Genomic DNA, 23,282 nt, shown 5'->3' with positions numbered 1-23,282 from the left:
CTTCAGCCCGCCGGGACGGACGCGAGCTCGGTCCAGGCGGTCACCCGGTTGCGACCGGTCTTCTTCGAGTGGTAGAGCGCCTGGTCGGCGCGATCGACCAGCGCGTCGAACTGCGCCGCACCGTGGCCGAGCTGCTCGACGCCGAAGCTCATCGTCACCTGCACGTCCGCGAGGTGGCGCACGGCACTGCCGGCATGGGCCTCCACCTCGGCGCGCAGCCGCTCGGCGATCTCGCGACCCTGCGCCAGCGTCGCGTTCGGAAGCACGATGCAGAACTCCTCGCCGCCGTAGCGCCCGAGCAGGTCGCCGGTGCGCAGGCCGCGGCCGAGCGCCTTGGCGACGGCCTTGAGGACCTCGTCGCCGCCGCCGTGGCCGAAGCGGTCGTTGATCGACTTGAAGTGATCGACGTCGCACATGATCGCGCACAGCGGCTGGCCGGCGGCCGCGGCGGCGGCGATCGCGCGCTCGCTGTCGGCCAGGAAGGCGCGCCGGTTCAGGCAGCCGGTCAGCGCGTCGCGCGTGGCCAGCAGCGTCAGCTCCTCGTTCTTCTGGCGGATCTCCTCGCGCGAGGCGTGCAGCTCGACCAGCGCGACGCGCAGGCCCTCGGTGCGCTCGTGCAGCTCGGTCACGTCGGACATCGTCAACAGGCAGCCGCGGGCGCGGTGGAAGCCGTCGTTGATCGGCGTGCAGTTCAACACGACGTCGCGAATGCGCTCGCGATTCGCCGTCAGGCGCATCTCGAGGCCGAGCAGCGGCCGGTTGGTCTCGAGCACCCGCTGCCAGGGCCGGCCGGACCCCTCGGGCAAGGCGCCGACCAGCCACGCGAGGTCGTTGACGCTGGTGCCGGTGCGGATCGGCATGGCGTTCGGCCCGAGGGCGCTGAACGCGTTGTTGGCCAGCATCACGCGACTGCCGGTGTCCAGCACCAGCACCGCCTCGGTCAGCGTGTCGAACGCGGTGCGCACGCGTTCGGGCACCGCCGCGCTCGGGTCGAGGTAGCGCATCGCTCGCCGCAGGTAGAGCTGGAACGCGACGAAGCCGAGCCCGATCATCAGCAGCACGCCGGCCACCAGCGGCTGGCCCAGCCATTCGCGCCACGACTGCGGCCCGCTCGGTGCGAACGCGAGCTGCAGTTCGCCCCAACGCCGCCCGTCGGCCAGCAGCGTCATGCGGAGGTTGTCGATCGTCGATGGCTCGGTGCCGCCCAGGCGCCATTCGTGCGCATGGTCGCCGGCGACGACGCGCGGCGCCGCCCCCCCGATCACGGCCGCCGAACGCAGCTGCGGGTCGCGCCGAAGCACGCCGGCGAGCAGCGTGCGCAGATCGTCGTCGCTGTCGCTGCGCAGCGCCTGCACCACCTGGGTCGCGACCGATTCGGCGACGAGCTGCCGGTGGCGGCGCGCGTCCGCGACGCGGTCGTCGAGGAAGCCGCCGACGAACAGGTCGCTGAGCATCAGCAGCGACACCATCAGCGAGACGAGGCCGAAGGCCACACGCGTCGCCGGACCGGCGCGCAACAGGGGGGGCAGGGCGATGTTCAATGCAACTCCAGGATGTCGTGGTCGCGCCGGGTGGTGCCGGCCGACGCGTCGAGCGGGGTGAGGTCGGTCTCGTCGAGCGGCGCGTCGTCGGGCGACTCGTCGTCGCCCCAATCGGCGTCCTCGGTGCGGCGGCGCAGCACCGGCAGCAGGTCGTAGCTGCCCCACGCCGGGCTGGCGACCAGCACGCTGGCCATCAGCGCCGCACCGCGCGAAGCCCAGCCGATCACGCCGATCGACAGCGCGATGCCCAGCGTGATCGCGGTCACGGAGTGGGCGGGGCCGTCGGTGGCCGGCTGCTCGGCGGCGCCGGCGCCGACGTCGGCGCTGTAATGCGGGTGGCTGTCGGATCGACCGGTGGTCTGCGCGCCGAACGCGAGCGGGTTCAGCGCCAGCATCGCGACGTCCGAGGCGTTACGGTGCGAGGGCAGCGTAATGGCGGGCAGCGCACGTGCGAGCGACTCGATCGACCGGGCGGCCCCGACTGCGACGACGCGGGCGCCGCCGGCCTCGACCCCCTGGCCGGGGACCGGGCGGGGCACGGGCGGCTCGGGGAGCGTCGTTGCCACGACCTTCGCGACTGCCGCGGCCGCGGGCGGCGTCGCATCCACCGCGGGGGTGGCGGTGGCCGGCGCCGTGGTCGCATCGCGCGCCGGCGTGGCGGTCGCGGTGACGTCCGGAGCCGGCACCGGAGCCGGCACCGGTGCGGGCGCGGGCGCGGGAGCTGGAGCTGGAGCTGGAGCTGGAGCTGGAGCTGGAGCTGGAGCTGGAGCCGCGGTCACGGTGACCGCCAGCGTGCGCGTGTCGGCGAGTGCACCGTCGTCGACCCGCACGGTGACGACGTAGACCTGCCCGCCGCCGGCCGCCGTGGGGCCCTCGAAGTCGGGCGCGACGACGAAGCGCAGCGCCCCCGTCGCGGCGTCGATCGCGAAGCGCGCGGCATCGGCACCGCCCGCGATCGACCAGGTCAGCGCCGAGGCCGGTTGGTCGACGTCGGTCGCGACCAGCGTCGCCACGGCGGTGGTGTTCTCGGCGACATCGAAGGCCACGACCGGGTCGGCGATCGTCGGCGCATCGGCCAGGTCCGTCACGATGATGGTCGCGGTGTCGGTGGCGGCACTGAAGGCGTTCGCGCCGCCGTTCGCGCCCGTCTCCGCCCGGTCGCCCGCGACGCCGGCGCTCTGGTCCCAGGCGCGGTAGGTGAGCGTGCCGGTCGTGCCGTTCGCGCCATCGGGCAGGAAGCGGATCGAATCGGTCGCCCGCAGCAGCAGGGCCGAGGTGTCGGCGACGGTGCCGATCGCCGTCCAGCGCGTTCCGCCGTCGGTCGAGAACTGCCAGGTGCCATTGCCGGAGGCGAGGCCGCTGATCGCGACCCCGCGCAACGCGCCGGTGTCCGCGTCGGTGATCGAGGCACCGACGACGGATGCGACGGTCTGGCCGGCATTCGCCGTCTGGTCCTCGGTGATCGCCGTCAGCGTCGGCGCGATGGCGGTGAGCACCGGCGCATCGTTGACTGCGGTCACCATGATCGACGCGGTGTCCGTCTGCGTGCTGAACGCCGTGCTGCCGCCAGTGGCACTCGCGTCGGCCTGCGTGCCCGCGCTGCCGCCGCGCTGGTCCCAGGCGCGGTAGGTGAGCGAGGCCGTGGTCGCGTTGTGACCATCGGGCACGAAGCGCAGGTGGTCGCTGCCGCGCAGCAGCAGCGCCGACGCGTCGCCGACCGCGCCGAGGTCCGACCAGCTGGCACCGCCATCGGTCGAGAACTGCCAGCCGCCGTTGCCCGGGTCGGCCGCGGTGATCGCGATGCCCTGCGCCGCAGCGGTGTCGACGTCGGCGATCGATGTGCCGACGAAGGACGCCACGGTCTGGCCGGCATTCGCCACGTCGTCTTCGGTCAGCGGGCCGAGCACCGGCGCAACCGGCGTCAACACCGGGGCGTCGTTGACCGCGGAGACCGTGATCGTGGCCGCGTCGCTGGCGCTGCTGAACGCGGTCGCGCCGCCGCTGACGCGGGTATCGGCCAGGTCGCCGGCGAGGCCGGCGGTCTGGTCCCAGGCGCGGTAGTTGAGGGTGCCGCTGGTCGCCTCGAGGCCGTTGGGCACGAAGCGCACGAGGTCGGTCGCGCGCAGCAGCAGCGCGGCGTCGTCGCCGACCGGCCCGAGCAGGTCCCAGCGGCTGCCGGCGTCGAGCGAGTACTGCCAGGCGCCGTTGCCCGCAGTCGCGACGGTGATCGCGATGCCCTGGACCGCACCGGCGTCCACATCGGCGATCGTCGCGCCGACGAACGACGCGACCGTCTGGCCGGCATTGGCGACCTCGTCCTCGGTCAGCGTGGTGAGCCTCGGCGCCGCCGCGGCCAGGACCGGCGCGCTGTTGACGGAACTGACCGTGATCGTCGCGGTGTCGATCGCGCTGCTGAACGCGGAGCTGCCGCCGGTGCCGCGCGCGTCGAACACGCTGCCCGCGCTGCCCGCCGTCTGGTCCCAGGCGCGGTAGGTGATCGAGCCGGTGGTGCCGTTCGCGCCATCGGGCACGAAACGGATCGCATCCGTCGCGCGCAGCAGCAGCGCTGCCGCATCGGACACCGCGCCGAGCGCATTCCAGCTCGCGCCGCCGTCGGTCGAGAACTGCCAGCTGCCGTTGCCGAGGTCGGCAGCGACGATCGCGATCCCGGGTATGGCGCCCGCGTCCCCATCGGTGATCGACGCCCCGATGAAGGACGACACCGCCTGTCCGCCGTTGGCGCTGTCCGTCTCGCTGATCTTCACCAGCGCGGGCGCGATCGGCGTCAACACCGGCGCATCGTTGACCGCCGTGACGGTGATCGATGCGGTGTCGGTCACGGTGCTGAAAGCGGTGGTGCCCCCGTTCGCGCTGGCATCGACCAGGCTGCCGGCGCTGCCGCTCGTCTGGTCCCAGGCGCGGTAGGTGATGGCGCCGGTCGTGGCGTTCCGACCGTCCGGCCCGAGTCGGATCGAATCGGTCGCGCGCAGCAGCAGCGCCGAGGTGCTCGAGACGCCGCCGACCACCGACCAGGTCGAGCCGGCGTCGGTCGAGAACTGCCAGGTGCCGGTGCCTGAGACGAGCGCGGTGATCGCGATGCCCTGCAACGCGCCGCTGTCCACCTCGGCGATCGACGCGCCGATGAACGAGGCGATGGTCTGGCCCGCGTTCGTCACCTCGTCTTCGGTGATCGAGGTCAGCGTCGGTGCGACGGCGGTGAGCACCGGCGCGTCGTTGACCGCGGTCACCGTGATCGACGCGGTGTCCGTCGCCGTGCCGAACGCGGTGGTCCCGCCGTTCGTGCCCACGTCGACCTGGCTGCCCGCGGTGCCGCTGGTCTGGTCCCACGCGCGGTAGGTGATCGAACCGGTCGTCGCGTTCTGGCCGTCGGGTGCGAAGCGGATCGAGTCGGTCGCGCGCAGCAGCAGCGCCGACGATCCGCTCACGCTGCCGAAGGCCGTCCAGCTCGAACCGGCATTCGTCGAGTACTGCCAGGCACCCGTGCCCGAGGTGAGGCTCGTGACCGCGATGCCCTGCACGGCACCGGTGTCCACCTCGGTGATCGACGCGCCGACCAGCGAGGCCACCGTCTGCCCGTCGTTGGCCGACTGGTCTTCCGTGATCGAGGTCAGCGTCGGAGCGACGGCGCTGAGAACCGGGGCATCGTTGACGGCGGTGACGGTGATCGAGGCGATGTCGGTGGTCGCGCTGAATGCGGTCGTGCCGCCGCCCACGCTCGCATCGACCTGGCTCCCCGCGCTGCCCGTGGTCTGATCCCAGGCGCGGTAGGTGATCGATCCGGTCGTCGCATTCTGGCCGTCGGGTACGAGGCGGATCGAATCGGTCGCCCGCAGCAGCAGTGCCGACGAGCCGCTCACGCTGCCGATGGCCGTCCAGCTCGATCCACCATTCGTCGAGTACTGCCAGGTTCCTGTGCCCGAGATGAGGCTCGTGATCGCGATGCCCTGCACCGCACCGGTGTCCACGTCGGTGATCGACGCGCCGACGAACGATGCGACGCTCTGTCCGGCGTTCGCGGTCTGGTCTTCGGTGATCGAGGTCAGCGTCGGTGCCATGGTCGTGAGCAAAGGCGCGTCGTTGATGGCCGTGACCGCGATCGACGCGGTGTCGATCGTCGCGCTGAACGCGGTCGTGCCGCCGTTCGCACTCACGTCGACCTGGTTGCCCGCGCTGCCGCTGGTTTGATCCCACGCGCGGTAGCTCAGCGAGCCGGTCGTCGGATTCTGGCCGTTCGGCACGAAACGCACCGAGTCGGTCGCGCGCAGCAGCAGCGCGGACGAGTTCGCGACGCCGCTGATCGCCGACCAACTCGATCCGCCGTCGGTCGAGTATTGCCAGGCGGCAGTGCCGGAGGTCAAGCCGGTGATCGCGATGCCTTGCACGGCACCGGTGTCCACATCGGTGACCGACGCGCCGACGAGCGAAGCGACGGTCTGCCCGCTGTTGGCCGTCTGGTCTTCCGTGATCGACGTCAGCGTCGGCGCCATGGCAGCGAGCACAGGCGCATCGTTGACCGCGGTGACCGCGATCGCTGCGGTGTCGGACGATGTGCTGAACGCCGTCGCGCCGCCGTTGCTGCTGGCATCGACCTGGCTGCCCGTGCTGCCGCTGGTCTGGTCCCACGCGCGGTAGGTGATCGAACCGGTCGTCGCGTTCTGGCCGTTCGGCACGAAGCGGATCGAATCGGTGGCGCGCAGCAGCAGCGCCGACGTGTCGGCGACCGCACCGATCGCCGACCAGGTCGAGCCGCCGTCGGTCGAGAACTGCCAGGTGCGGGTGCCCGAGTCGAGCCCGGTGATCGCGATGCCTTGCACCGCGCCGCTGTCCACGTCGGTGATCGAGGCGCCGATGACGGACGCGACGGTCTGTCTCGCGTTCGCGGTCTGGTCTTCGGTGATCGGGGTGAGCGTCGGTGCGATGGCGGCGAGCACCGGCGCGTCGTTGACCGCGGTGACGGCGATCGACGCCGTGTCGCTCGCGGTGCTGAATGCCGTCGTGCCGCCGGTCGTGCTGGCGTCGATCTGGCTGCCCGCGCTGCCGGTCGTCTGGTCCCAGGCGCGGTAGATGATCGCGCCGGCCGTTGCGTTCTGCGCATCGGGCACGAAGCGCACGAAGTCGCTCGCGCGCAGCAGCAGCGCCGAGGCGTCGCTGACGGCACCGACGGCGGTCCAGCTGGCACCGCCGGTCGTCGAGTACTGCCAGGTGCCGGTGCCCGACGCGAGGCCCGTGATCGCGATGCCCTGAACGGCGCCGGTGTCCGCGTCGGTGATCGACGCGCCGAGGAAGGACGCGACGGTCTGTCCGCTGTGGGCCGTCTGGTCTTCCGTGATCGAGGTCAGCGTCGGTGCGATGGCCGCCAGCACCGGCGCGTCGTTGACGGCGATGACCGTGATCGCGGCGGTGTCGCTCGCCGTGCTGTAGGCCGTGGCACCGCCGTTCGTGCTCGCGTCGACCTTCGTCCCCGTGGTGCCGCTGGTCTGGTCCCAGGCGCGGTAGGTGATCGACCCACTGGTGGCGTTCTGCCCGTTCGGCACGAAGCGCACGAAGTCGCTCGACCGCAGGAGCAATGCCGACGAGCCGCTGACGGTGCCGACGGCCGTCCAGCTCGATCCGGCGTTGATCGAGTACTGCCAGGTGCCGCTGCCCGCGCTCAGCCCGGTGATCGCGATGCCTTGCACCGCGCCGCTGTCCACGTCGCTGATCGAGGCGCCGATGAACGACGCCACGGTCTGCCCGGCATCGTTGGTCTGGTCCTCGGTGAGCGAGGTCAGCGTGGGGGCCATGGCACCGAGCACCGGCGCGTCGTTCACGGCCGTCACCGTGATCGCGACGGTGTCGCTGTCGCTCAGGGTCGAGGCGTCGGTCGAGAGCATCGTCAGCGTGTCGCTGCCGCTGTAGTTGACGTTGCTCAGGTAGCTGAGCGTGGCCAGTGCCGCGTTCACCTGCGCGGTGGTGCCGCTCAGCGTCAGCGTGGCGCTGCCGTTGGCCCCGCTGCCGATCGTCGCGCCGCCGGCCAGGCTCACCGTCAGCGCGCCGTGAAGCACGCTCAGGCCGGTGGTCATCGTGAGCACGCCGCCGTCGACGACCGACAGCCCGGCGATGGCGCCGGAGACGTCTTCCGTCAACGTCTTCGCACCCGGCACCGTGTTGACCGGGGTGGTGCCGGCGTCGAGCGGGGCCGCGTACTCGGACGTGTCGGTGAAGGTCGCGTAGCCGGCATCCGACCTGGTTGCCGTTGCCGTGACCGTGTAGCCGACCGGCACCGCCGCGGCGAGCGTGGTCGCGAAGCTCGCGTTGCCCGAACCGTCGGTGGCGACGTTCGCGTAACCCAGGGTGATCATCCCGATCCCGCTCGCGGGCTTGGCGAAGAACTCGATCCGGTAGAAGTTGCCGGCCGCGCTGTTGAGCGTGCCGCGAACCTCGACCTGGCTGCTGCCGTCGGTCTTGACCAGCGTCAGCGCCGGGAAGTTCTGCAGGTTGTTGGCGCCGCTGTCGGCGTCGCCGGCGTCGTTCGTGCTCACGCCGTTCCCGCCCAGGTCGATCCCGAGGCCAGTGTTGGCATAGACCAGGTTGCCGAGGATCGAGATGCCGGTGCTGCTCAGCACCGCGATCCCGCGGGCGTTGTAGGCCACCGTGTTGCCCTGGCCGGCCGCGGTGCCGCCCACCATGGTGTTGTCGGCGCCGGCAGCGTCGCCGAGGTTGATGCCGTCGCCGCTGTTGCCCAGGGCCGTGAGGCCGTCGGCGCCCAGGCCGATCAGGTTGCCGCGGATGACGGTGCCGGTGTTGGTGCCCACCGAGTTGCCGATGTACAGGCCGTTGCCGTTGTTGCCCGACACGACGTTGTCCAGGATCTGGTTGTTCGACGACGAGTACCAGAGGTCGATGCCGTCGCTGCTGTTGCCCAGGTCCAGCAGGCCGGTCGCGTCGGTGCCCAGGTAGTTGTTCTGGATCAGGTTGCTGCTGCTGCCACCGGTGGTGTGGCCGACCTGGATGCCGTCGGTGTTGCCCGAGATCACGTTGCGGTACGCGCTGGTCGCGCCGCCCACGGTGTTGCCCGAGGCCCCGCCGAGCAGTTGGACGCCGTCGTCGCCGTTGCCGAGCACGGCCGAGCCGGCGGCGGTCAGGCCGATGTAGTTGCCGGCGATCTGGTTGCCGGTGGCCGAGGCGCCGCTCACGCGCACGCCGACGCCGGTGTTGCCCGAGACCACGTTGCGATCGGCCGCGCTGCTGCCGCCGATCAGGTTGTTCGCGCCGCCGACGTGGATGCCGTTGCCGCTGTTGCCTTCGCCCGCCCCGACGTCGATGCCGGCGGTGTCCAGGCGACCGATGTAGTTGCCGGCGATGGTGTTGCCGTCGGCGCCCGCGTCGATGTGGATGCCGTCGCTGCCGAAGTCGCGGATCACGAAGCCGCGGATCGTGCTGCCGTCGGCGCTGCCGGTCAGCGTCAGGCCGTGGCCGGCCAGGTTGTTGCCGTCGAGCACGATCGCCGGCTTGCTGCCGTTGGCGGCGAAGCTGTCGTCGGTGCTCGCGTCCAGGATCACCGCGTCGGTGATCGACGGCAGGCTGCTGGCCGGGTTGATCGTGTGCACGCCGGTGCCGGCGATCTGGAACACGATGCGGTCGGCTCCGAGCGTGCCGTTCGCAGTGTTGTTCGCCGCGGTGATGGCTTCGCGCAGCGAGATGAAGCCGTCGGCGCCCTTGCTGGCCAGCAGGGTCGACAGGCTGGTGGTGTCGCCGTCGCTGGTGTCGCTGGCGGTGTCGACGGTGATCGTCGCCTGCGTGGTCGAGATCGCCGCGGCGTTCTTCGCGAACTCCGAGGTCTCGGTGAAGGCGACGAAGAACCCGTCGGTCGCCGCCGTCGCGGTGGCCGTGATCAAGTAGCCCACCGGCACGTTGACCCCGTTCAGCGTCGCCGAGATCGTGGCGTTCCCCGCGCCGTTGGTCGCGACGTTGGCCGAGCCGAGGTAGATCTGCCCCTCGCCGTAGCCGGTGGCGTCGGCGCTGAGCGACGCGAAGAACTCGATGCGGTAGTAGCCGTTGGCGGCGCTGTTGAGCGTGCCGGTGACGACCAGCTGGTTCGACGCATTGGTGCGTGCCAGCGTCAGCACCGGGAAGTTCTGCAGGTTGTTGGCACCGGTGTCGGCGTCGCCGGCGTCGTTGGCGGTCGCGCCGTCGCCGCGCAGGTCGATGCCCAGCGCGACGCTCGAATAGATCAGGTTGGCCGAGAGCTGGTTGGCGGTGCCGGCGGTGTCGCTGATGCGCAGCCCCGAGTTGTAGCCGGCGATGTTGCTCTGCCCGCTGAAGGCGATGGTGTTGCCGAGGATGCTGCTGCCGCTCGGCCCGGCGCCGCCATAGCTGGTCTCGAGCAGAATGCCGTTCTGGCCCGGCCCCCAGTTGGCGGTGCCCGCCAGGTCGGTGCCGATGCGGTTGCCCTGGATCACCGTGCCGGTGCTGGCACCGTCGATCTCCACGCCGACGTAGTTGACGCCGGCGATCCAGTTGCCGTCGTTGGCCCCCGAGCCGCCGACCTGGGTGTTGTCGGCGCCGCTCGAGACGTACACGCCGTCGCCGGCATTGCGCAGAAGCGTGGTGCCGTCGGCGCCGATGCCGATCCAGTTGCCGCGCACGAGATTGTTGTCGGTCGCCTCGCCATCGATCTGGATGCCGTCGTTGCCGTTGCCGGAGATCAGGTTGCGCTGGGTGGTCAGGCTGCCGCCGATCGTGTTGCCGGTGGCGCCGTTGTAGACGCCGACGCCGCGCTTGGTGTTGCCCAGCGTCGACAGGCCGGTGGCGTCGATGCCGACGTAGTTGCCGATCACCTGGTTGCCGGTGGCGGAGGCGCCGTTCAGCTCGATGCCGAAGTCGTTGCCCGAGACCACGTTGCGGTCGGCCGCGGTGGTGCCGCCGATGATGTTGTTCGCGCCGAGCACGAAAATGCCGTCGCCGCCGTTGCCCGTGCCCCCGGCGGTTCCGCTGGTGACGAGCTGGCCGATGTAGTTGCCGGCGATGGTGTTGCCGTCGGAGCCGGCGTCGATCTGGATGCCGTCGCCGCGGAAGTTGCGGATCACCAGCCCGCGGATCGTGCTGCCGTCGGCGGTGCTCGTCAGCTGCAGGCCGTCGAAGTTGCCGTTGCCGCCGTCGATGCCGATGGCCGGCTTGTTGCCGTTGGGGGCGAAGCTGTCGTCGGTCGTCGCGTCCAGGATCACCGTGCCGGTGATCGCCGGGAGGGCGGTGCTCAGCACGATCGTGTGCACGCTCGTGCCGGCGATGTTGAAGCTGATCGTATCGGTGCCCGCGTTGGCGTTGGCGTCGAGGATCGCCTGGCGCAGCGAGCCGGCACCGCTGTTGGCGGTGCTGGTGACGATGTAGGTGTTGAGCAGCTGCGCGTAACTCGCCTGGCCCGCGGCGTCGAGCGCGACCTCGCGCTCGATGGCCCCGCTCGCGTATTCCAGCGCCCAGTTGCCGCCGCGCGCGGCGGTGCCGGTGGCATCGGTCGAGGCGGCCACGTCGGCGCCGGTCAGCTGGGCCAGGTCGGCGACGAGCGCACGGCCGTCGGCCTCGGCCGCGAAGCTGCAGCCGTAGAGCATCAGGTCGGCGTCGGCACTGAGATGGCTGCCCCACGCGGCGATGTCGCCGGCGCGGGTCAGCACCGTGTCGGCGTCGAGCCAGCTGCCGCCCAGCCGCATCGCGCCCTCGGCGCCGTGGCCGATCAGGTGGATCGCGGTGACCTCGTCGCGGCCCGCGAGCGCGGCGCCGATCTGGTCGAAGCCGTCCTGGTCGGTGCGCAGCAGGAACGCCTCGATCGACCGGCCGGCCGCGGCCTGGGCGGTGATGTCGGCGAGCATCTGGTCGGCGTCCGGCGCACGGGCGTCGACGAAGACCAGCTCGTGCGCCGCCGCCGTCGTGGCGGGCGTGGAGGCGACGCTGGCGTGCTGTTCGGGCGGGGCGTTCGGATCCTGCAGCACGCCCGCCAGCACGCCCAGCGGGTTGTCGGCCGAGAACAGGATGCGCGGCTCCAGGTCCTCCAGGACCGCTTGGCGCAGCGCGAACAGGTCGGTCGACATCGGGTGGGTCAGCGGGTCGCCGGGGCGGGGCGCGCGCCGGTCGGGCCGGTCGAGGCCGGCGTGAGTTCGAGGCCGGAGCGCACCGCCCCGCGCGCCGGCCCGGGCGGGCCGGCCAGCGCGGCCTTGCAGCGCAGGCCGGCGGGCAGGGCGCCGTCGTCGTTCGGCAAGTCCAGGCGCAGGCGGAAGGTGTTGCTCGCCGGCTCGAGCACGCGGTCGATCTGGGCGATGCGGGCCGTGCGCGGCCCGCTGCCGGCCAGCTCGGGCTGCACGCTCAGCTCCTGGCCGAGCCGCAGGCTGCCGAACAGGCTGGTCGACGCGACGACCTCGACCTTCAGGCGGCTGATGACCGCGATCTTCAGCATCGGCTTGTCCTCGACGCGTTCGCCGGGGTTCACGTAGCGCTCGGTGATCACGCCGTCGAATGGCGCGCGCAGGATGCGCTGCGCGAGCTGCGCCTGCGCGCTGGTGACCTCGCGCGCACTCGTGCCGAGCTGCTCGCGGGCCTGCTGCATGCGCTCCTTCGCGACGCGCTGCTCGGCCTCGGCCTGCTCGACCGCCTGGGCCGAGACGAAGTTCTGCGCCGCCAGCGAGCGCGTGCGCTCGAGCTTCTGCTGCGCCAGGTCGTGGCCGGCGATCGCGCCGCGTAATTCGGCCTCGCTGTCGGCGCGCGAGCGCACCACGTTGCTGGCGGCGCGTTCGACCTCCGCGCGCAGGCGGGCCAGCACCTGGCCCTTGCGAACGGTGTCGCCGCGCTCGACCAGCACCTCGTCGACCACGCCGATCACCGGGCTGCCGAGTTCGGCGACGCGGTCGGGCACGATCAGGCAGGCGAGCAATGCGGATGACGACGCGCTCGAAGGAAAGGGAGTCTGGGCCTGCGCCCGGCCGGGCGGGGCGGTGAAGAGGCAGGCGGTCAGCGCGATCGGCAGTGCGGCCGACAACAGTCGGGAGGCAGTCATGAGTGGTCCTTGGTGAGTCGGTCGTGGCCGAACGGGAGGCGCTGTTCGAGTGCGCCGTCGACGCTCAGCAGCGCGGTGCGCGCGCGCGCCGCTCGGGCTTCGCGGCGGCGTTGCTGCAGCGACAGCAGCGTGGACAGAAGGCGCCCGGGCCATTGCACTTCTCGCTCGAGCACGAACGCCCGCGCGAGTCGGGCGACAGCGGCCATGGGTCGGTCGATCGAGAAGCCGGTCGATTCCAGCGACAGCCAGACTTCCACGCTGCCCGGCTGGCCCTGCCGCCCGGCGCGGCCGGCGAGCTGGCGGTCGAGCCGGCGCGAGGCGTTGTGCTGGCAGGCGATCACGTGCAGGCCGCCGGCCTGCAGCGCGCGCTCGTCCGGCACGATGTCGGTGCCGCGGCCGGCCATCAGCGTCGCCACGGTCACCTGGCCGGCGACGCCGGCGCGCGCGACGATCGCGGCCTCGTCGGCATCGAAGTTGGCGTTCAGCAGCGCCGGCGGGATGCCCGCGCGCCGCAGCTGCGCCGTCAGCGCCGCCGAGTCGGCGACCGAATCGGTGCCGATCAGCACCGGGCGCCCGTACGACGCCAGTTGCCGCGCGCGCTGCACCACGGCGTCCCAGCGCGCGGCATCGGTGGCGTACAAGCGCATCGGCCACTGCGCCCGCTGGCTCGGGCGTCGCGGCGCGATCGCCACGGTCGCCAGGCCGTAGACGCGCGCCAGCTCGCCGCGTGCCTCGCGCAGCGTGCCGCTCATGCCGCCGAGGCGGTGGTAGCGGCGGAAGAAGCGCTGGAACGTGATCCGCGCCAGCGTCTCGAGATCGGCGTCGGGCCGGCAGCCTTCCTTGATCGCGACGAGCGCGTGCAGCCCGCTGGCCCAGCGGCGGCCTTCGGCGATGCGGCCGGTGGTCGGGTCGACGATCGCGATCGCGGCACCGCGGGGGTCGGCGGCGCCGGGCGCCGCGCCGGCCGCCGGTGCGATCACGATGTAGTCGAGGTCGCGCTGCAGCACGTGGCGGGCCGCGAGTGCGGTGGCGATCGTGTCCTCGCGGTGGCGGGCGTTCTTCCAGACCGGTTGCAGCCGGGCGGCCAGCGCGCCGATGCGCGCGCGGCCGGCGTCGGTCAACGTGACGCGGCGCTCGCGCGGGTGCGGCACGAAGTCGCGCCCGGCGTCGAGCCGGCCCGACAGCGCCCAGGCCTGCCACAGGAAGGCGCGGCCGGCGCTGGCGTCGACCTCGCGCGACAGGACCAGCGGCGTCTGCGCTTCGTCGATCAGGATCGAGTCGGCCTCGTCGACGATCGCCATGCACAGGCCGCGCAGCAGGCGCTGCGGCCGATCGCCACCGCTCGCGCGCTGCGCGATCGCGTCGACGCGCTGCTGCAGCGCCGAGCTGCCGCCGCCGTGCGACAGGCGATCGCGCAGGTAGTCGAACGCGACTTCGCGGGCTGTGACGTAGACGATCGCGTGCGCGTAGGCGCTGCGGCGCGCGTCCGGCTGGTCGCGCTGCACGACGCTGGCGACCCCGAGGCCGAGCCGCTCGAACAGCGGCTTGAAGGTCCGCGCGTCGCGCACCACCAGGTAGTCGTTGGCGGTGATCACGTGGACCGGGATGCCGGCGAGCCCCGCCATGCCCGCGGCGAGCGCCACCGCGAGCGACTTGCCCTCGCCCGTCGCCATCTCGGCGAGCCGGTTGTCGAGCATGTGCAGCGCGGCCAGCACCTGGCCGTCGTAGGCCCGCTGGCCGAGCGCCCGCCGCGCCGCCTCGACGACGAAGGCGCAGCAGCGATCGGCCTGCTGGGTGGCCAGGCCGTGGCGCGCGATCGCCAGGTGCAGGTCGTGCCGCGCGTCGAGGAGCGCCGACTCGGTCAGGGTCGCCCAGGCGCCGGCGTGCGCGCGCACGCGCTCGAGGCGGCGCGCGGCCTCGCGGGCGCCGAACGGCCGGCCGGTGCGGCGCGGCGGCGCGTCGGGCGTGGCGCCGCCGGGTTCGGCCAGTTCGGGGTAGTCGCCCCAGCGGATGCCGGGAAAGGGCAGCGCGTGGGCGCCATCGAAGCGCGGAGTCATGACGGGTCTCATCCAGCGGGGTTGAAGTGCTGCAGCACGAGCTGCCGCAGCTGGCGCAGCGCCTGCTGCACCACGGGCAGGGTGCCGTGATCGAAGCGCACCAGCGCGCGCGCACCGATGCGCTCGCCGATGTCGGCCGGCCGGACGCCGGCGAGCTCCACGTCCAACAGCACCACCGGCGCGCGCGGGGTCATGCCGTCCTTCTCGGTCGGGTCGATCGCGATGGCGCCCCCGCCGAGTTCCCCGAGCGCGGCGCTGGGCAGGCGCGTGACGGCCCCGTCCATGTCGCGTCGCACGCTGCCGGTTCGCAGGCGGCCCGGGTCCTCGGCCAGGCGTACACCCACGGGGAGGGACGCGCTGCCGGTGCGGCGGCGCACCAGGTCGGCCTGCTCCTGCGGCAGCGCGACGCGCACGGTCAGCGGGTCGCCGGTGATCAGGTGGCCGACCAGGTCGCCCTTCTTGAAATGGCTGCCGACCAGATCGGCCTGGTGCGGCACCACGAGCACGCCGTCGGCTGGCGCGCGCAGTTCGAGCTGCGCGATCTTCTCGTCGTTGCGCGCGGCCTCGGCGCGGCTGTAGGCGAGCTTCTCGCGCAGCGCGGGCACCTTGTCGGGCTCGTTGGCCTGGGCCTGGAACATCGCGACCTCCAGATCGGTCGCGTCGGCGGCCAGGGCCGCGGCCGTGGCTTGCAGCCGGTCGTCGCGCAGCGTCGCGATCAGTTCGCCGGCGTGCACGCGCTGGCCGTCGCGCGCGGCGAACTGCGCGATGAAGCCGTCGGTGCCGGCGCGGATCTGCGCGCGCTCGGGCAGCCAGACGACGCCTTGCGCCAGCGTGCTGAACGGCACCGGGATCAGCGTGAGGGCGACGCACAGGGCGGCGCCGGCCGCCACGCCGCGCAAGACGCCGCGCAGCGAGCCGCTGCCGAAGACCACGCGCAGGCCGGCCCGCAGCGGCTTGAGCACGGTGCCGTAGACGATGAAGATGCCGATGGCGACGCCGAGCAGCGCCGAGAAGCTGCCGACCCACAGGCCGACGGCGAGCGCGAGCGCGAACCGGTAGAGGGTCGCCAGCGGCGCGTACGCCGCGAGCCACACGCGCTCGCCCGGCAGCGGGCGCAGCGGGGCGGCCGGCGGCGTGCCGAGCAGGACGCGGGCGAGGCACTGGGTCCACCACTGGGTGCTGCGCAGGCCGAGGTTGCGCAGGTCGAGCAGGTCGCAGAAGAGGTAGTAGCCGTCGAAACGCATCAGCGGGTTGCCGTTGACGAGCACGGTCGAGACCGCGCCGATCAGCACCGCGAGCAGCGCCAGGTCCTGCACCAGGCCGGGCTGCACGACCGACCAGACGGCCAGCGCGAGCGCCGCGATCGCCAGCTCGGCCATGATGCCGGCGGCGCTGACCAGCGCGCGCTGGTGGCGGTGGCGGAAGCCGTCGGCGGCCGAGGCGTTGACGAACGGCACCGGCGTCAGCATCAGCAGCGTCACGCCGGCCTGGTGCACCGCGGCGCCCCAGCGCTGCACCGCCAGCGCATGCGCGGCTTCGTGCACCGCCTTGATCAGCGGGTACATCAACCAGGTCATGAAAACGTAGCCGGGCGAGGCCAGCAGCCGCGCGGCGTGCGCGAACAGCCCGCCGGCCTGCATCGCGGCGGACGTGGCGGCGCACAGCACGCCGACCAGCCACAGCGCCAGCATGCCGCTCGAGAAGACCCACGGCGCGAGCGGCTGCAGCCGGGTCAACAGCGCCGACGGATCGAACATCGCGAGCCGGAAGGCGAGCGGGTTGACGCCCTGCAGGCGCTGGCGCCGTCGCTTGACGGCGCGCGCGCGGAACACCGCCTCGACGTTCGCCGCCCGATCGAAGTCGACCAGTCCGCGCTCGTGCAGCGCCATCAGCAGGCGCACGATCTCGTCCTGCGTCATCGCCTCCTCGGGGCGGGCGGCGAGCAGTGCCTCCCAGATCTCCTGGACGGTCAGCGTGCCGTCGCAGCGGCCGACGAATTCATAGGCCAGGCGGTTCAGGCGCCGCACCTCGTCGGACGATTCGTCGAGCAGCAGGAACCACGCGACGCCGCGCTGGTCCTGCCGGCGCAGCTCGACCTGGGCGCGCAATTGCGGCCGCAGCGAGGCGACGCGGTACCAGCGCGGGCTGAACAGGGTCTCCTGCATCACGCCCACCACGCCCACGCCTTCAGGCGCACCCAGTCGACGAGTCGATGCGACCAGGCCCAGGCGAGCGGGCGCTGGTCCACGGTCAGCTTGGCGACGCCTTCCAGCCCGGGCCGGATGTGCGCGGCGACGTCGGCACGGGCGGCGCCGCTCAGTTCGGCCTCGACCTCGAACACGTTGTGGCCGTCGACGCTGCGCGCGATCGGCGTGACGCGGCTCACCGCGATCGGCAGCGTGTCCCACGGCAGCGCGCCGAGCGCGAGCGCCCCCGGCTGGCCGGCCTGCACTTGGCCGATGTCGCGCTCGTCGACCTCGACGACGATGCGGTAGGCCGCGCTCGGCGCGATCACCAGCAGCGGCTTGCCCCGCTCCACCGGCGAGCCGATCGCCTGCGCCAGATCGCCCTGGATCACGACGCCGTCCAGCGGGGCGACGATCCGGGCGCGGGCGATGTCCGCGTCCACCATCGCGAGCTGCGCGCGGGCCTGGTCGGCGCGCGCGAGCGCGACGACCAGGGCCGACCGATCGGCGCGGGCCAGCGCCAGCGCATGGGCGCTCTCGTGCTGGCCCAGCTCGCTGGCCCACTTGCGGCGTTGCAGCTGCAGGTCCTGGTCGGCCATCTCGACCAGCACCTGGCCTTGCGTCACGTGGTCGCCCGGGCGCACATGCACCGTCTTGAGATAACCGTCTGCGGGGGCGACCACCGAGCGCTGCAGCAGGCCCTCGACGCGCGCGTGCCCACCGACGCGGTACGGCGCCGGCACCGCGCAGAGCGCGGCCAGGCCGAGCACGCCGGCGGCCAGCAGTACCTGCACGCGCCGGTCGTGCAGGTCCCGCAGGCGCTGCAGGCCACGGCGCACCACGCCGCGGGCCCGCTCATGCCACGGCGCTTCGCGCAGCCGCATCAGGTTCAGCACCGGGCCGATCAGGTTGACCAGGGTTTCGATGCGGTCGACCTCGTTCGCCAGCGCGGCCGGCACCGCGGCCCATTCGCAGCTGACGGCGCCCACCACGTCCCCGGCATGCAGCAGCGGCACGCTGGCGATGGCGCCACCCTGGCGCTGCAGCTGACGCAGGTGGGCGATCCGGATCACCGAGCGCGCCCCGGGTTGGGCCGGCAGGTGGACGCTCGCGCCTTGCTGGACCGACTCGTCCATCGCCGCGGCGATCGCGTCGAAACCTGCGCCCACCAGCGCATCGCCGCGGCCGTGCGAGGTGGCGACGAGCTCGATCACGCTGCGGCGGACGAAGCCGAGGGTGACCCGCGCGCAGCCGAATCCGGCCGCCAGCTCGGTCGCGAAGGCGGTCGCGGCCGGCTTCATCGTCGCGTGGGCCAGTACCGCGGCTTGCAGCACCAGCGCGCGACGCGCCAGATCGGCGTCCGAGCGCTGCGCGACCCCGGGCGAGCCGGCCAGGTCGGCCAGTGTCGAGGGGGAGATCGGCGGGGCGGCGAGTGTCATGCGGGTGGGGCGTGGGGTCGAACGGCAGTCCGGCTGTCCGGCTTGTGAAGCTCTTCGACGTGGGACGGAACCCGCTTGAGCAGACGCGCGGCCGGGCGCTGCAGCGTTTGTCAGCATTGGGACAATGACGAGAAAGTTGTGGCAATGCCAACGAATAGCGCGAACTCATTCGCGTGTAAGTCGGCGATTTGCTTGATGGTGCTTATTGGCCGCGCAGCAATAACGTGAACTGACTTTCACGCCTTAGATGCACCAACGCTTGACAGACATTTCGTAAACCGGATTTCGCATCCCGAAATAGCGTAAGCGCGGCCCTAAGCAGACTCGGGTCATTCGGAAGACATGGCGCAAGGCTTTCGGTGCTACGGTGCGAACCATGAAAGACGCAGTTCCAGCATTCCGCCGTGCGCTGACGCAGGCAGAGTTTTTTGCTGCCGGCGAACGCGCGTGGCAGGCCTATCTGCGTACGGGGCTGTCGCGTCCGGCAAACCAAGTCTTCGACCGCATTCAGAGCCGCATCGATGCGCGGCGGCGGGAGCTAACTGAGAAGCTCTAGCGGCAGTCCGTCACCGGCTCTGGCTAATTCCACGACACCTCATTCCCTATGTACTTCTCTGCGAGGAAGGCAAGAGTCGGTTCAGGCATTGCATAGATGTAAACCTAGGTTCAGTCGTGGTGTTTAGCTTTCAGCTTGGGAAGAAATCGCGCATGGGCTGAGATCGCGGAGATGAAGCCTACATCCCCAAATCGAAGCAACGTCGGTTTTTTTGCTTTGATGCGACTGGGGTGAAAGCCTGAGAAACTCCGAATTCGGCGACCGGTTGCATGACGTGAATGTTCGTGCGCGCGGCGCACGGATCGTGCAGGAGCACGAGCCGATTCCCGTCGCTGTGGGCCGCCGTGGAGTCGATCGCTCTGAAGATCGGTTGCAGACCACAGACGCTGCTCGGATGGGTGAAGCTGCAGGAGGCTGATGCTGGCGTCCGCGAGGGCGTGACCACTTCCGAAGCGCAGCGCGTCAACGAGCTAGAGCGCCTCGGCCAACGAGATCCAGCAACGACGTCCCGAGCCCACGTGCCAGTCATTAGGGTTTCGCGCAGCCACACTCGTTTGGCGACGAAAAAAGGGACGATCGCCATCTGGCGGTCGTCCGAGGAATGACTGACACCCTTGTCAGGTCACTCGCGAATAAAGCGGGTGACTTTCATCGTCGGGCACCACGAAGAAGGCGTGATACCACTTGCAGGCGCGGAGCAGCGGTACCGAATCCTCTAGGCAAGCGGGCAATGCATCGACGAGTTGCTCTGCACCGGCCAACCACTCGACAGCATCGACTCTTGCTCTACCTTCTGTATCGGCAAGTGCAGTGTGCCAAAACGGTACCTTCGGGAGGCTTAAACAGAGCAGGCCGTCCTTGGCGACAACCAGCTGTGGCAAGCATTCCGCGTCGTGGTGCTGTTTCATGGCGCTACGAAGTGCGGCGTCCAAGGGATTCAGCAGTTGCATGAAGACATGGTGCCCAACTGTGATTACGAACAATGCTGTGGGGGTTGAACTGTCTCCGTTGAGCAATATCCCGAATTGTTGGTCCTGGGGAGTACGAATCGGCAGGTTGGTATCGAGGCCCAAGAGAATTCCCGGGAGGCGCGAGTGCGGGTGGTCTGGAGCCGCCGGCAAGATGCGCGTCAGGTCGGTCATCAGGGCGAAGTGCTTGGTGATTGGTCTTGGTTTAGCAAAAATCTTAATTCGGTTGTTCGGATGCATGAGAGTCCTCGAAGTGAATGCCTAGGACTCATGTAGCGAGGCCACTTTATACGCAGCCTCTTTTCCAGACCCTAGCGTGACAAATTAACGCTAGTCCCGAAGAAGAAGCAACGGCACTTCCTTTTTCGCTTACCAGGATCTGGGTAAGGCTCTCCTGGCTGGCAGCATCGCAAGCTGAGGCATAACAAAAAAACAGCCAATGTTTGGTCGGCCGCTGTAAAGCACTTGAAACCGAGGTGGGTCACCTTACTCGCCAGTGGAGCGGGTGATTCTCATCATCAGGCACGACAAAGTACATGTGAAAGTGGCTGGCTGAATTGAATCGGCCGCTCGTCCGATAGGCATCAGGCAAATCCTCAGCAATACGCTGTGCGCTTAAGAGCCAAATCTCCGGGTCAACTGACCCACGTCCTTCAGTTTCCGCCAGCGCGACATCCCAGTGGCGCATTCGAGGTAAGCGCGGCTTCGCGTTACCTCCTTTACCGATAATCAGCTGAGGGAACGTCATAGCGTCTCTATGTTGCTCCATAGCTTTGCGAAGAGCCGGGTCTAGGGGATTAAGCAACTCAACGAATACGTGCTGACCGAGCGTCATCGCGTACACGGCCGTTGGCGGCTGCGAGTCACTGTCCAGGAGGCATCCGCTGTACTTTTCTTGGCTATCAGGGTTGGGCAAATATTGCTCGAGCCTCATCACTACACCGGGTACAGGAGACGAGTGATGCTCGGGCGCAGTGGGGGAATAGCGGCTGAGGTCGGTCATCATCGCGAAGTGCGTCGAAATTGACGGCGGTCGCGCGTGTGGTTTGGAACCGAAGATGGTCTGCATGGCTGTCCTATGAGGTAGATGGCTAGGACACGTTTAGGAAGCCAGCTTATATGCGCCGGAGTTATTGGCTTCGACGTGACAAGTTCACGTTCTTGGCGCATGGCGCGAGGCAGAGGGAGACATGGCTCCAAGACTCCGTGAAATGAGGATGTTCCTTGTGGAAAGCGGCCCGGGGGCGCGCTTGACTCGCATCTGCGCGTAATCGAGGAGCGGCTGAATGGGTGCTTTCACGCCGCGTTAGACGGTTAACTCCCATGAAGCAAGCGATGAATCGTCATCCGCAATGCCCCGATGTCCGACTTGGCGCTTGTTAACCCCAGCCGGTCTTGCCAAACGGTCTCATCTCCGGACACTTCCGTGGACTGTTTGGGCAGTTGACGAGCATTCAGGCTCACAGTGCACCGGTGGCTGCGATGCGAGCGAGAACAACCGACAGGGCATCTGTCAGCTTCTTGCGTGCGCTACCAACGAGCCTGCGTGCTCTCGGGTACGCCACACCGCTTTCCGCACCTCAGCGAGAGCGCGTGTTGACGTTCACACCGCGGACCGGATCCTACGTAGCTCGGACAGAGCGGCAGCTGATGCGAGCTCGCTCCTCATCCGTATGGATGAGGGCTGCAATCACCTAAAGACTTTACAGTTTCGGCGCACGCCAGCAGCCGTCGTCGACGATGCTACAGCTGCCATGTCGACAGCCAACGGAGCTACTGATGACCGCTCGTTTTCGGCTCATTGATCGCCTTCGATGCATACATGGTCCTCTTGTCCCGCGCGTCAGCTGCGGTAGCTGCCGGCTATACGCTCGTAAACCCTGTAATCGCGATGCTGCTTGGGGTCTGGCTCGCTAACAAGCAGGTCACACCGTTCGAGGCCATTTCCGCGGGCGTCATCCTTCGCGGCGTGCTCCTGTTGTGGCGGCGATCAACTACAGCTTGAATCTCCAGCCTCGAGCGAATGCATGTAGCAAGTCGTCCCATGGGCGGAATCTCTTCGCTAAACTCTTGACGATCAATCATGAAAATCATCCGAACGCGGGATTTCACCGGAACCAGAGCCTGGGATGCGATCCCCGTGGCAAACATGCGCGGAATCACGACTCGGGTTCATTGGACTAACGAGCCCTACAAGTGGCACACGAACGAGGGTGAGGAAGTCTTCGCAGTGCTAGACGGCGAAGTTGATATGTACTACCGGGTGGATGGCGTGGAACACAAGGCACAACTCGCGGCTGGCGATGTGTTCTTCGCGTCAATAGGGACCGAGCATGTGGCTCACCCAGTGGGTGAGGCGCGGATACTGGTCGTGGAGTCAGAAGGTACCGTTTAAGTTTCGGGGAAATCGGCCTCACCGGCGCTAGCGGCGCAGTGTTAGCTCTCAGCAGTGAATCTGTGCCGAGTCGAGCAAACCTCCAGCGCTAGCGCTGTGCCTGAAGCACCGCTCCGAAGGTCTGATTGGCACGTTCCGTTTGCCAGGGCCTATGTCCGAACCGCGGGTGCCGCAGTGATTGGTTGTTTCCCTATGGTGTTAACAATGATCACCGGTGAGGGCTAACAAGCCACCCATGATTGCCCCCACTGCAGGGGCCTCATGCAGCCAGACGACACTGATGACGGTCGAGATCGGCGGCACCAGGTACAAGAAACTGACTGCTCGGCTGACGGGCAAACGCGCCATGGCGTACGACCAGGCGAGATACGCGATAGCAGCCGGTCTAACTCCCAGGAATACGATGGAAAGGATGGCTGTTGAAGATGCGGTCTTCAAGGCGTCGAGAGCGGCGGGCGCGAACGGCATCAGCAGAAGTGTTCCCGTCCAGATCCAGATAAGCCATGCGGTCACAGGCAAGGCGCCGTAGCGGGCCATCGGGCTTTTAAAGTACGAACTGAGCGGCCATGCAAACAGCGGCCCCGAGCACGAGCAGGGTCCCCGACTTGAACTGCAGCGTACCTTGAGTCGAAGCAATGACGGCGATGCCGCTGAAACTGATCGCGAAGCCGCTCCATGCCCAGACCCGCGACCGCTCCTTCAGAAAAAGCATCCCGAATATCGCCGTGAAAATAGGGGCCATGTTGACGATGAATGCAGCGGTCCCTGCGTCAACCGTCAACTCACCTGAGTTCAAAAGCAATTTGTAAGCTGCAATGCCCAAGGCCCCGGCAACCACGATTCTAGGTACGTCCCTCAATGCCGGCGCTGCAGGTCTGACAAGCGCCATGTACGCGCCCAGGACAATGGACGCAATGCTAAAGAGAAGGGCGGCGAGTTCGCCGGGTTGAAATGAAGTCAGTGCAGCCCGGATTGCAGGGAAAGCGCATGCCCAAAGAACTACCGGCATCTGTCAGCTTCTTGCGTGCGCTACCAACGAGCCTGCGTGCTCTCGGGTACGCCACACCGCTTTCCGCACCTCAGCGAGAGCGCGTGT

At 69.4% G+C, this 23,282-nt stretch carries 13 protein-coding genes and 1 pseudogene; 4 read left to right on the top strand and 10 right to left on the bottom strand.

The features are described from left to right. Positions 1-2 precede the first annotated feature (2 nt). Genes ASC76_RS10585 through ASC76_RS10560 form a run of 6 tightly spaced genes read right to left on the bottom strand, consistent with a single transcriptional unit; the run spans position 3 to position 18,267 of the window. Positions 3-1,541, bottom strand: a complete 1,539-nt coding sequence (locus ASC76_RS10585) for a diguanylate cyclase (RefSeq protein WP_157615547.1) — start codon at positions 1,539-1,541, stop codon at positions 3-5. After that, positions 1,538-11,626 (bottom strand): DUF4347 domain-containing protein, encoded by a 10,089-nt coding sequence (locus ASC76_RS10580; protein ID WP_056465253.1) that lies wholly within the window; start codon positions 11,624-11,626, stop codon positions 1,538-1,540. The genes ASC76_RS10585 and ASC76_RS10580 overlap by 4 nt, the downstream gene beginning before the upstream one ends. 8 nt (positions 11,627-11,634) lie before the next feature. Then, positions 11,635-12,585: an efflux RND transporter periplasmic adaptor subunit gene (locus ASC76_RS10575; protein WP_162247108.1), complete on the bottom strand. Its 951-nt coding sequence runs from the start codon at positions 12,583-12,585 to the stop codon at positions 11,635-11,637. After that, the gene (locus tag ASC76_RS10570) at positions 12,582-14,642 is read right to left on the bottom strand and encodes a DEAD/DEAH box helicase (protein ID WP_056465249.1); all 2,061 of its coding nucleotides are present in this window, start codon (positions 14,640-14,642) and stop codon (positions 12,582-12,584) included. Before ASC76_RS10570 ends, ASC76_RS10575 begins: the two co-directional genes overlap by 4 nt. An 8-nt stretch (positions 14,643-14,650) precedes the next feature. Continuing rightward, positions 14,651-16,807 carry a PqqD family peptide modification chaperone gene (locus tag ASC76_RS10565; RefSeq protein WP_157615545.1) on the bottom strand — a complete coding sequence of 719 codons (2,157 nt, stop codon included), beginning with the start codon at positions 16,805-16,807 and terminating at the stop codon, positions 14,651-14,653. Then, a complete protein-coding gene (locus tag ASC76_RS10560) occupies positions 16,807-18,267 on the bottom strand; it encodes an efflux RND transporter periplasmic adaptor subunit (protein ID WP_056465245.1) in 1,461 nt (486 codons plus the stop codon). The genes ASC76_RS10565 and ASC76_RS10560 overlap by 1 nt, the downstream gene beginning before the upstream one ends. A 376-nt stretch (positions 18,268-18,643) precedes the next feature. Between ASC76_RS10560 and ASC76_RS25310 the strand changes: the two genes are divergently transcribed. After that, entirely contained in the window at positions 18,644-18,823 is a 180-nt protein-coding gene (locus tag ASC76_RS25310; RefSeq protein WP_157615543.1) for a hypothetical protein, read from the top strand. A 265-nt stretch (positions 18,824-19,088) separates the two neighbouring features. After that, positions 19,089-19,302: pseudogene (locus ASC76_RS25305) on the top strand (IS3 family transposase); the annotation flags it as partial. A gap of 138 nt (positions 19,303-19,440) precedes the next feature. On the opposite strand, the gene ASC76_RS25300 reads toward ASC76_RS25305, so the two are convergent. Together ASC76_RS25300 and ASC76_RS25295 are read right to left on the bottom strand one after the other, a co-directional pair. Next, positions 19,441-20,031, bottom strand: a complete 591-nt coding sequence (locus tag ASC76_RS25300; protein ID WP_157615541.1) for a hypothetical protein — start codon at positions 20,029-20,031, stop codon at positions 19,441-19,443. Between the two features lie 241 nt (positions 20,032-20,272). Further along, a complete protein-coding gene (locus tag ASC76_RS25295) occupies positions 20,273-20,860 on the bottom strand; it encodes a hypothetical protein (RefSeq protein ID WP_157615539.1) in 588 nt (195 codons plus the stop codon). A 732-nt stretch (positions 20,861-21,592) separates the two neighbouring features. Between ASC76_RS25295 and ASC76_RS24680 the strand changes: the two genes are divergently transcribed. After that, positions 21,593-21,796 carry an EamA family transporter gene (locus ASC76_RS24680; protein ID WP_256364450.1) on the top strand — a complete coding sequence of 68 codons (204 nt, stop codon included), beginning with the start codon at positions 21,593-21,595 and terminating at the stop codon, positions 21,794-21,796. A 78-nt stretch (positions 21,797-21,874) separates the two neighbouring features. Continuing rightward, the gene (locus ASC76_RS10555) at positions 21,875-22,186 is read left to right on the top strand and encodes a cupin domain-containing protein (RefSeq protein ID WP_056465243.1); all 312 of its coding nucleotides are present in this window, start codon (positions 21,875-21,877) and stop codon (positions 22,184-22,186) included. A 198-nt stretch (positions 22,187-22,384) separates the two neighbouring features. On the opposite strand, the gene ASC76_RS10550 is transcribed toward ASC76_RS10555, so the two are convergent. Beyond that, a complete protein-coding gene (locus ASC76_RS10550; RefSeq protein WP_056465241.1) occupies positions 22,385-22,723 on the bottom strand; it encodes a DMT family transporter in 339 nt (112 codons plus the stop codon). Positions 22,724-22,730: 7 nt separating this feature from the next. Further along, complete coding sequence (locus ASC76_RS24675; RefSeq protein ID WP_082549027.1) at positions 22,731-23,195, bottom strand: DMT family transporter; 465 nt, start codon at positions 23,193-23,195, stop codon at positions 22,731-22,733. Positions 23,196-23,282 lie beyond the last annotated feature (87 nt).

Source organism: Rhizobacter sp. Root404 (genome assembly GCF_001425865.1).
GTDB lineage: Bacteria > Pseudomonadota > Gammaproteobacteria > Burkholderiales > Burkholderiaceae_C > LMDS01.
The sequence above is the reverse complement of the archived record's forward strand: the minus strand, read 5'-3'. Positions and strand labels throughout refer to the sequence as shown.

Bases quoted from the DNA above. Each gene is read 5' to 3' on its own strand.
- ASC76_RS25300 (WP_157615541.1), bottom strand. From the start codon at position 20,031: ATGCATCCGAACAACCGAATTAAGATTTTTGCTAAACCAAGACCAATC.
- ASC76_RS10580 (WP_056465253.1), bottom strand. From the start codon at position 11,626: ATGTCGACCGACCTGTTCGCGCTGCGCCAAGCGGTCCTGGAGGACCTG.
- ASC76_RS10560 (WP_056465245.1), bottom strand. From the start codon at position 18,267: ATGACACTCGCCGCCCCGCCGATCTCCCCCTCGACACTGGCCGACCTG.
- ASC76_RS25310 (WP_157615543.1), top strand. From the start codon at position 18,644: ATGAAAGACGCAGTTCCAGCATTCCGCCGTGCGCTGACGCAGGCAGAG.
- ASC76_RS10575 (WP_162247108.1), bottom strand. From the start codon at position 12,585: ATGACTGCCTCCCGACTGTTGTCGGCCGCACTGCCGATCGCGCTGACC.
- ASC76_RS10565 (WP_157615545.1), bottom strand. From the start codon at position 16,807: ATGCAGGAGACCCTGTTCAGCCCGCGCTGGTACCGCGTCGCCTCGCTG.
- ASC76_RS10570 (WP_056465249.1), bottom strand. From the start codon at position 14,642: ATGACTCCGCGCTTCGATGGCGCCCACGCGCTGCCCTTTCCCGGCATC.
- ASC76_RS24675 (WP_082549027.1), bottom strand. From the start codon at position 23,195: ATGCCGGTAGTTCTTTGGGCATGCGCTTTCCCTGCAATCCGGGCTGCA.
- ASC76_RS25295 (WP_157615539.1), bottom strand. From the start codon at position 20,860: ATGCAGACCATCTTCGGTTCCAAACCACACGCGCGACCGCCGTCAATT.
- ASC76_RS10550 (WP_056465241.1), bottom strand. From the start codon at position 22,723: ATGGCCCGCTACGGCGCCTTGCCTGTGACCGCATGGCTTATCTGGATC.
- ASC76_RS10555 (WP_056465243.1), top strand. From the start codon at position 21,875: ATGAAAATCATCCGAACGCGGGATTTCACCGGAACCAGAGCCTGGGAT.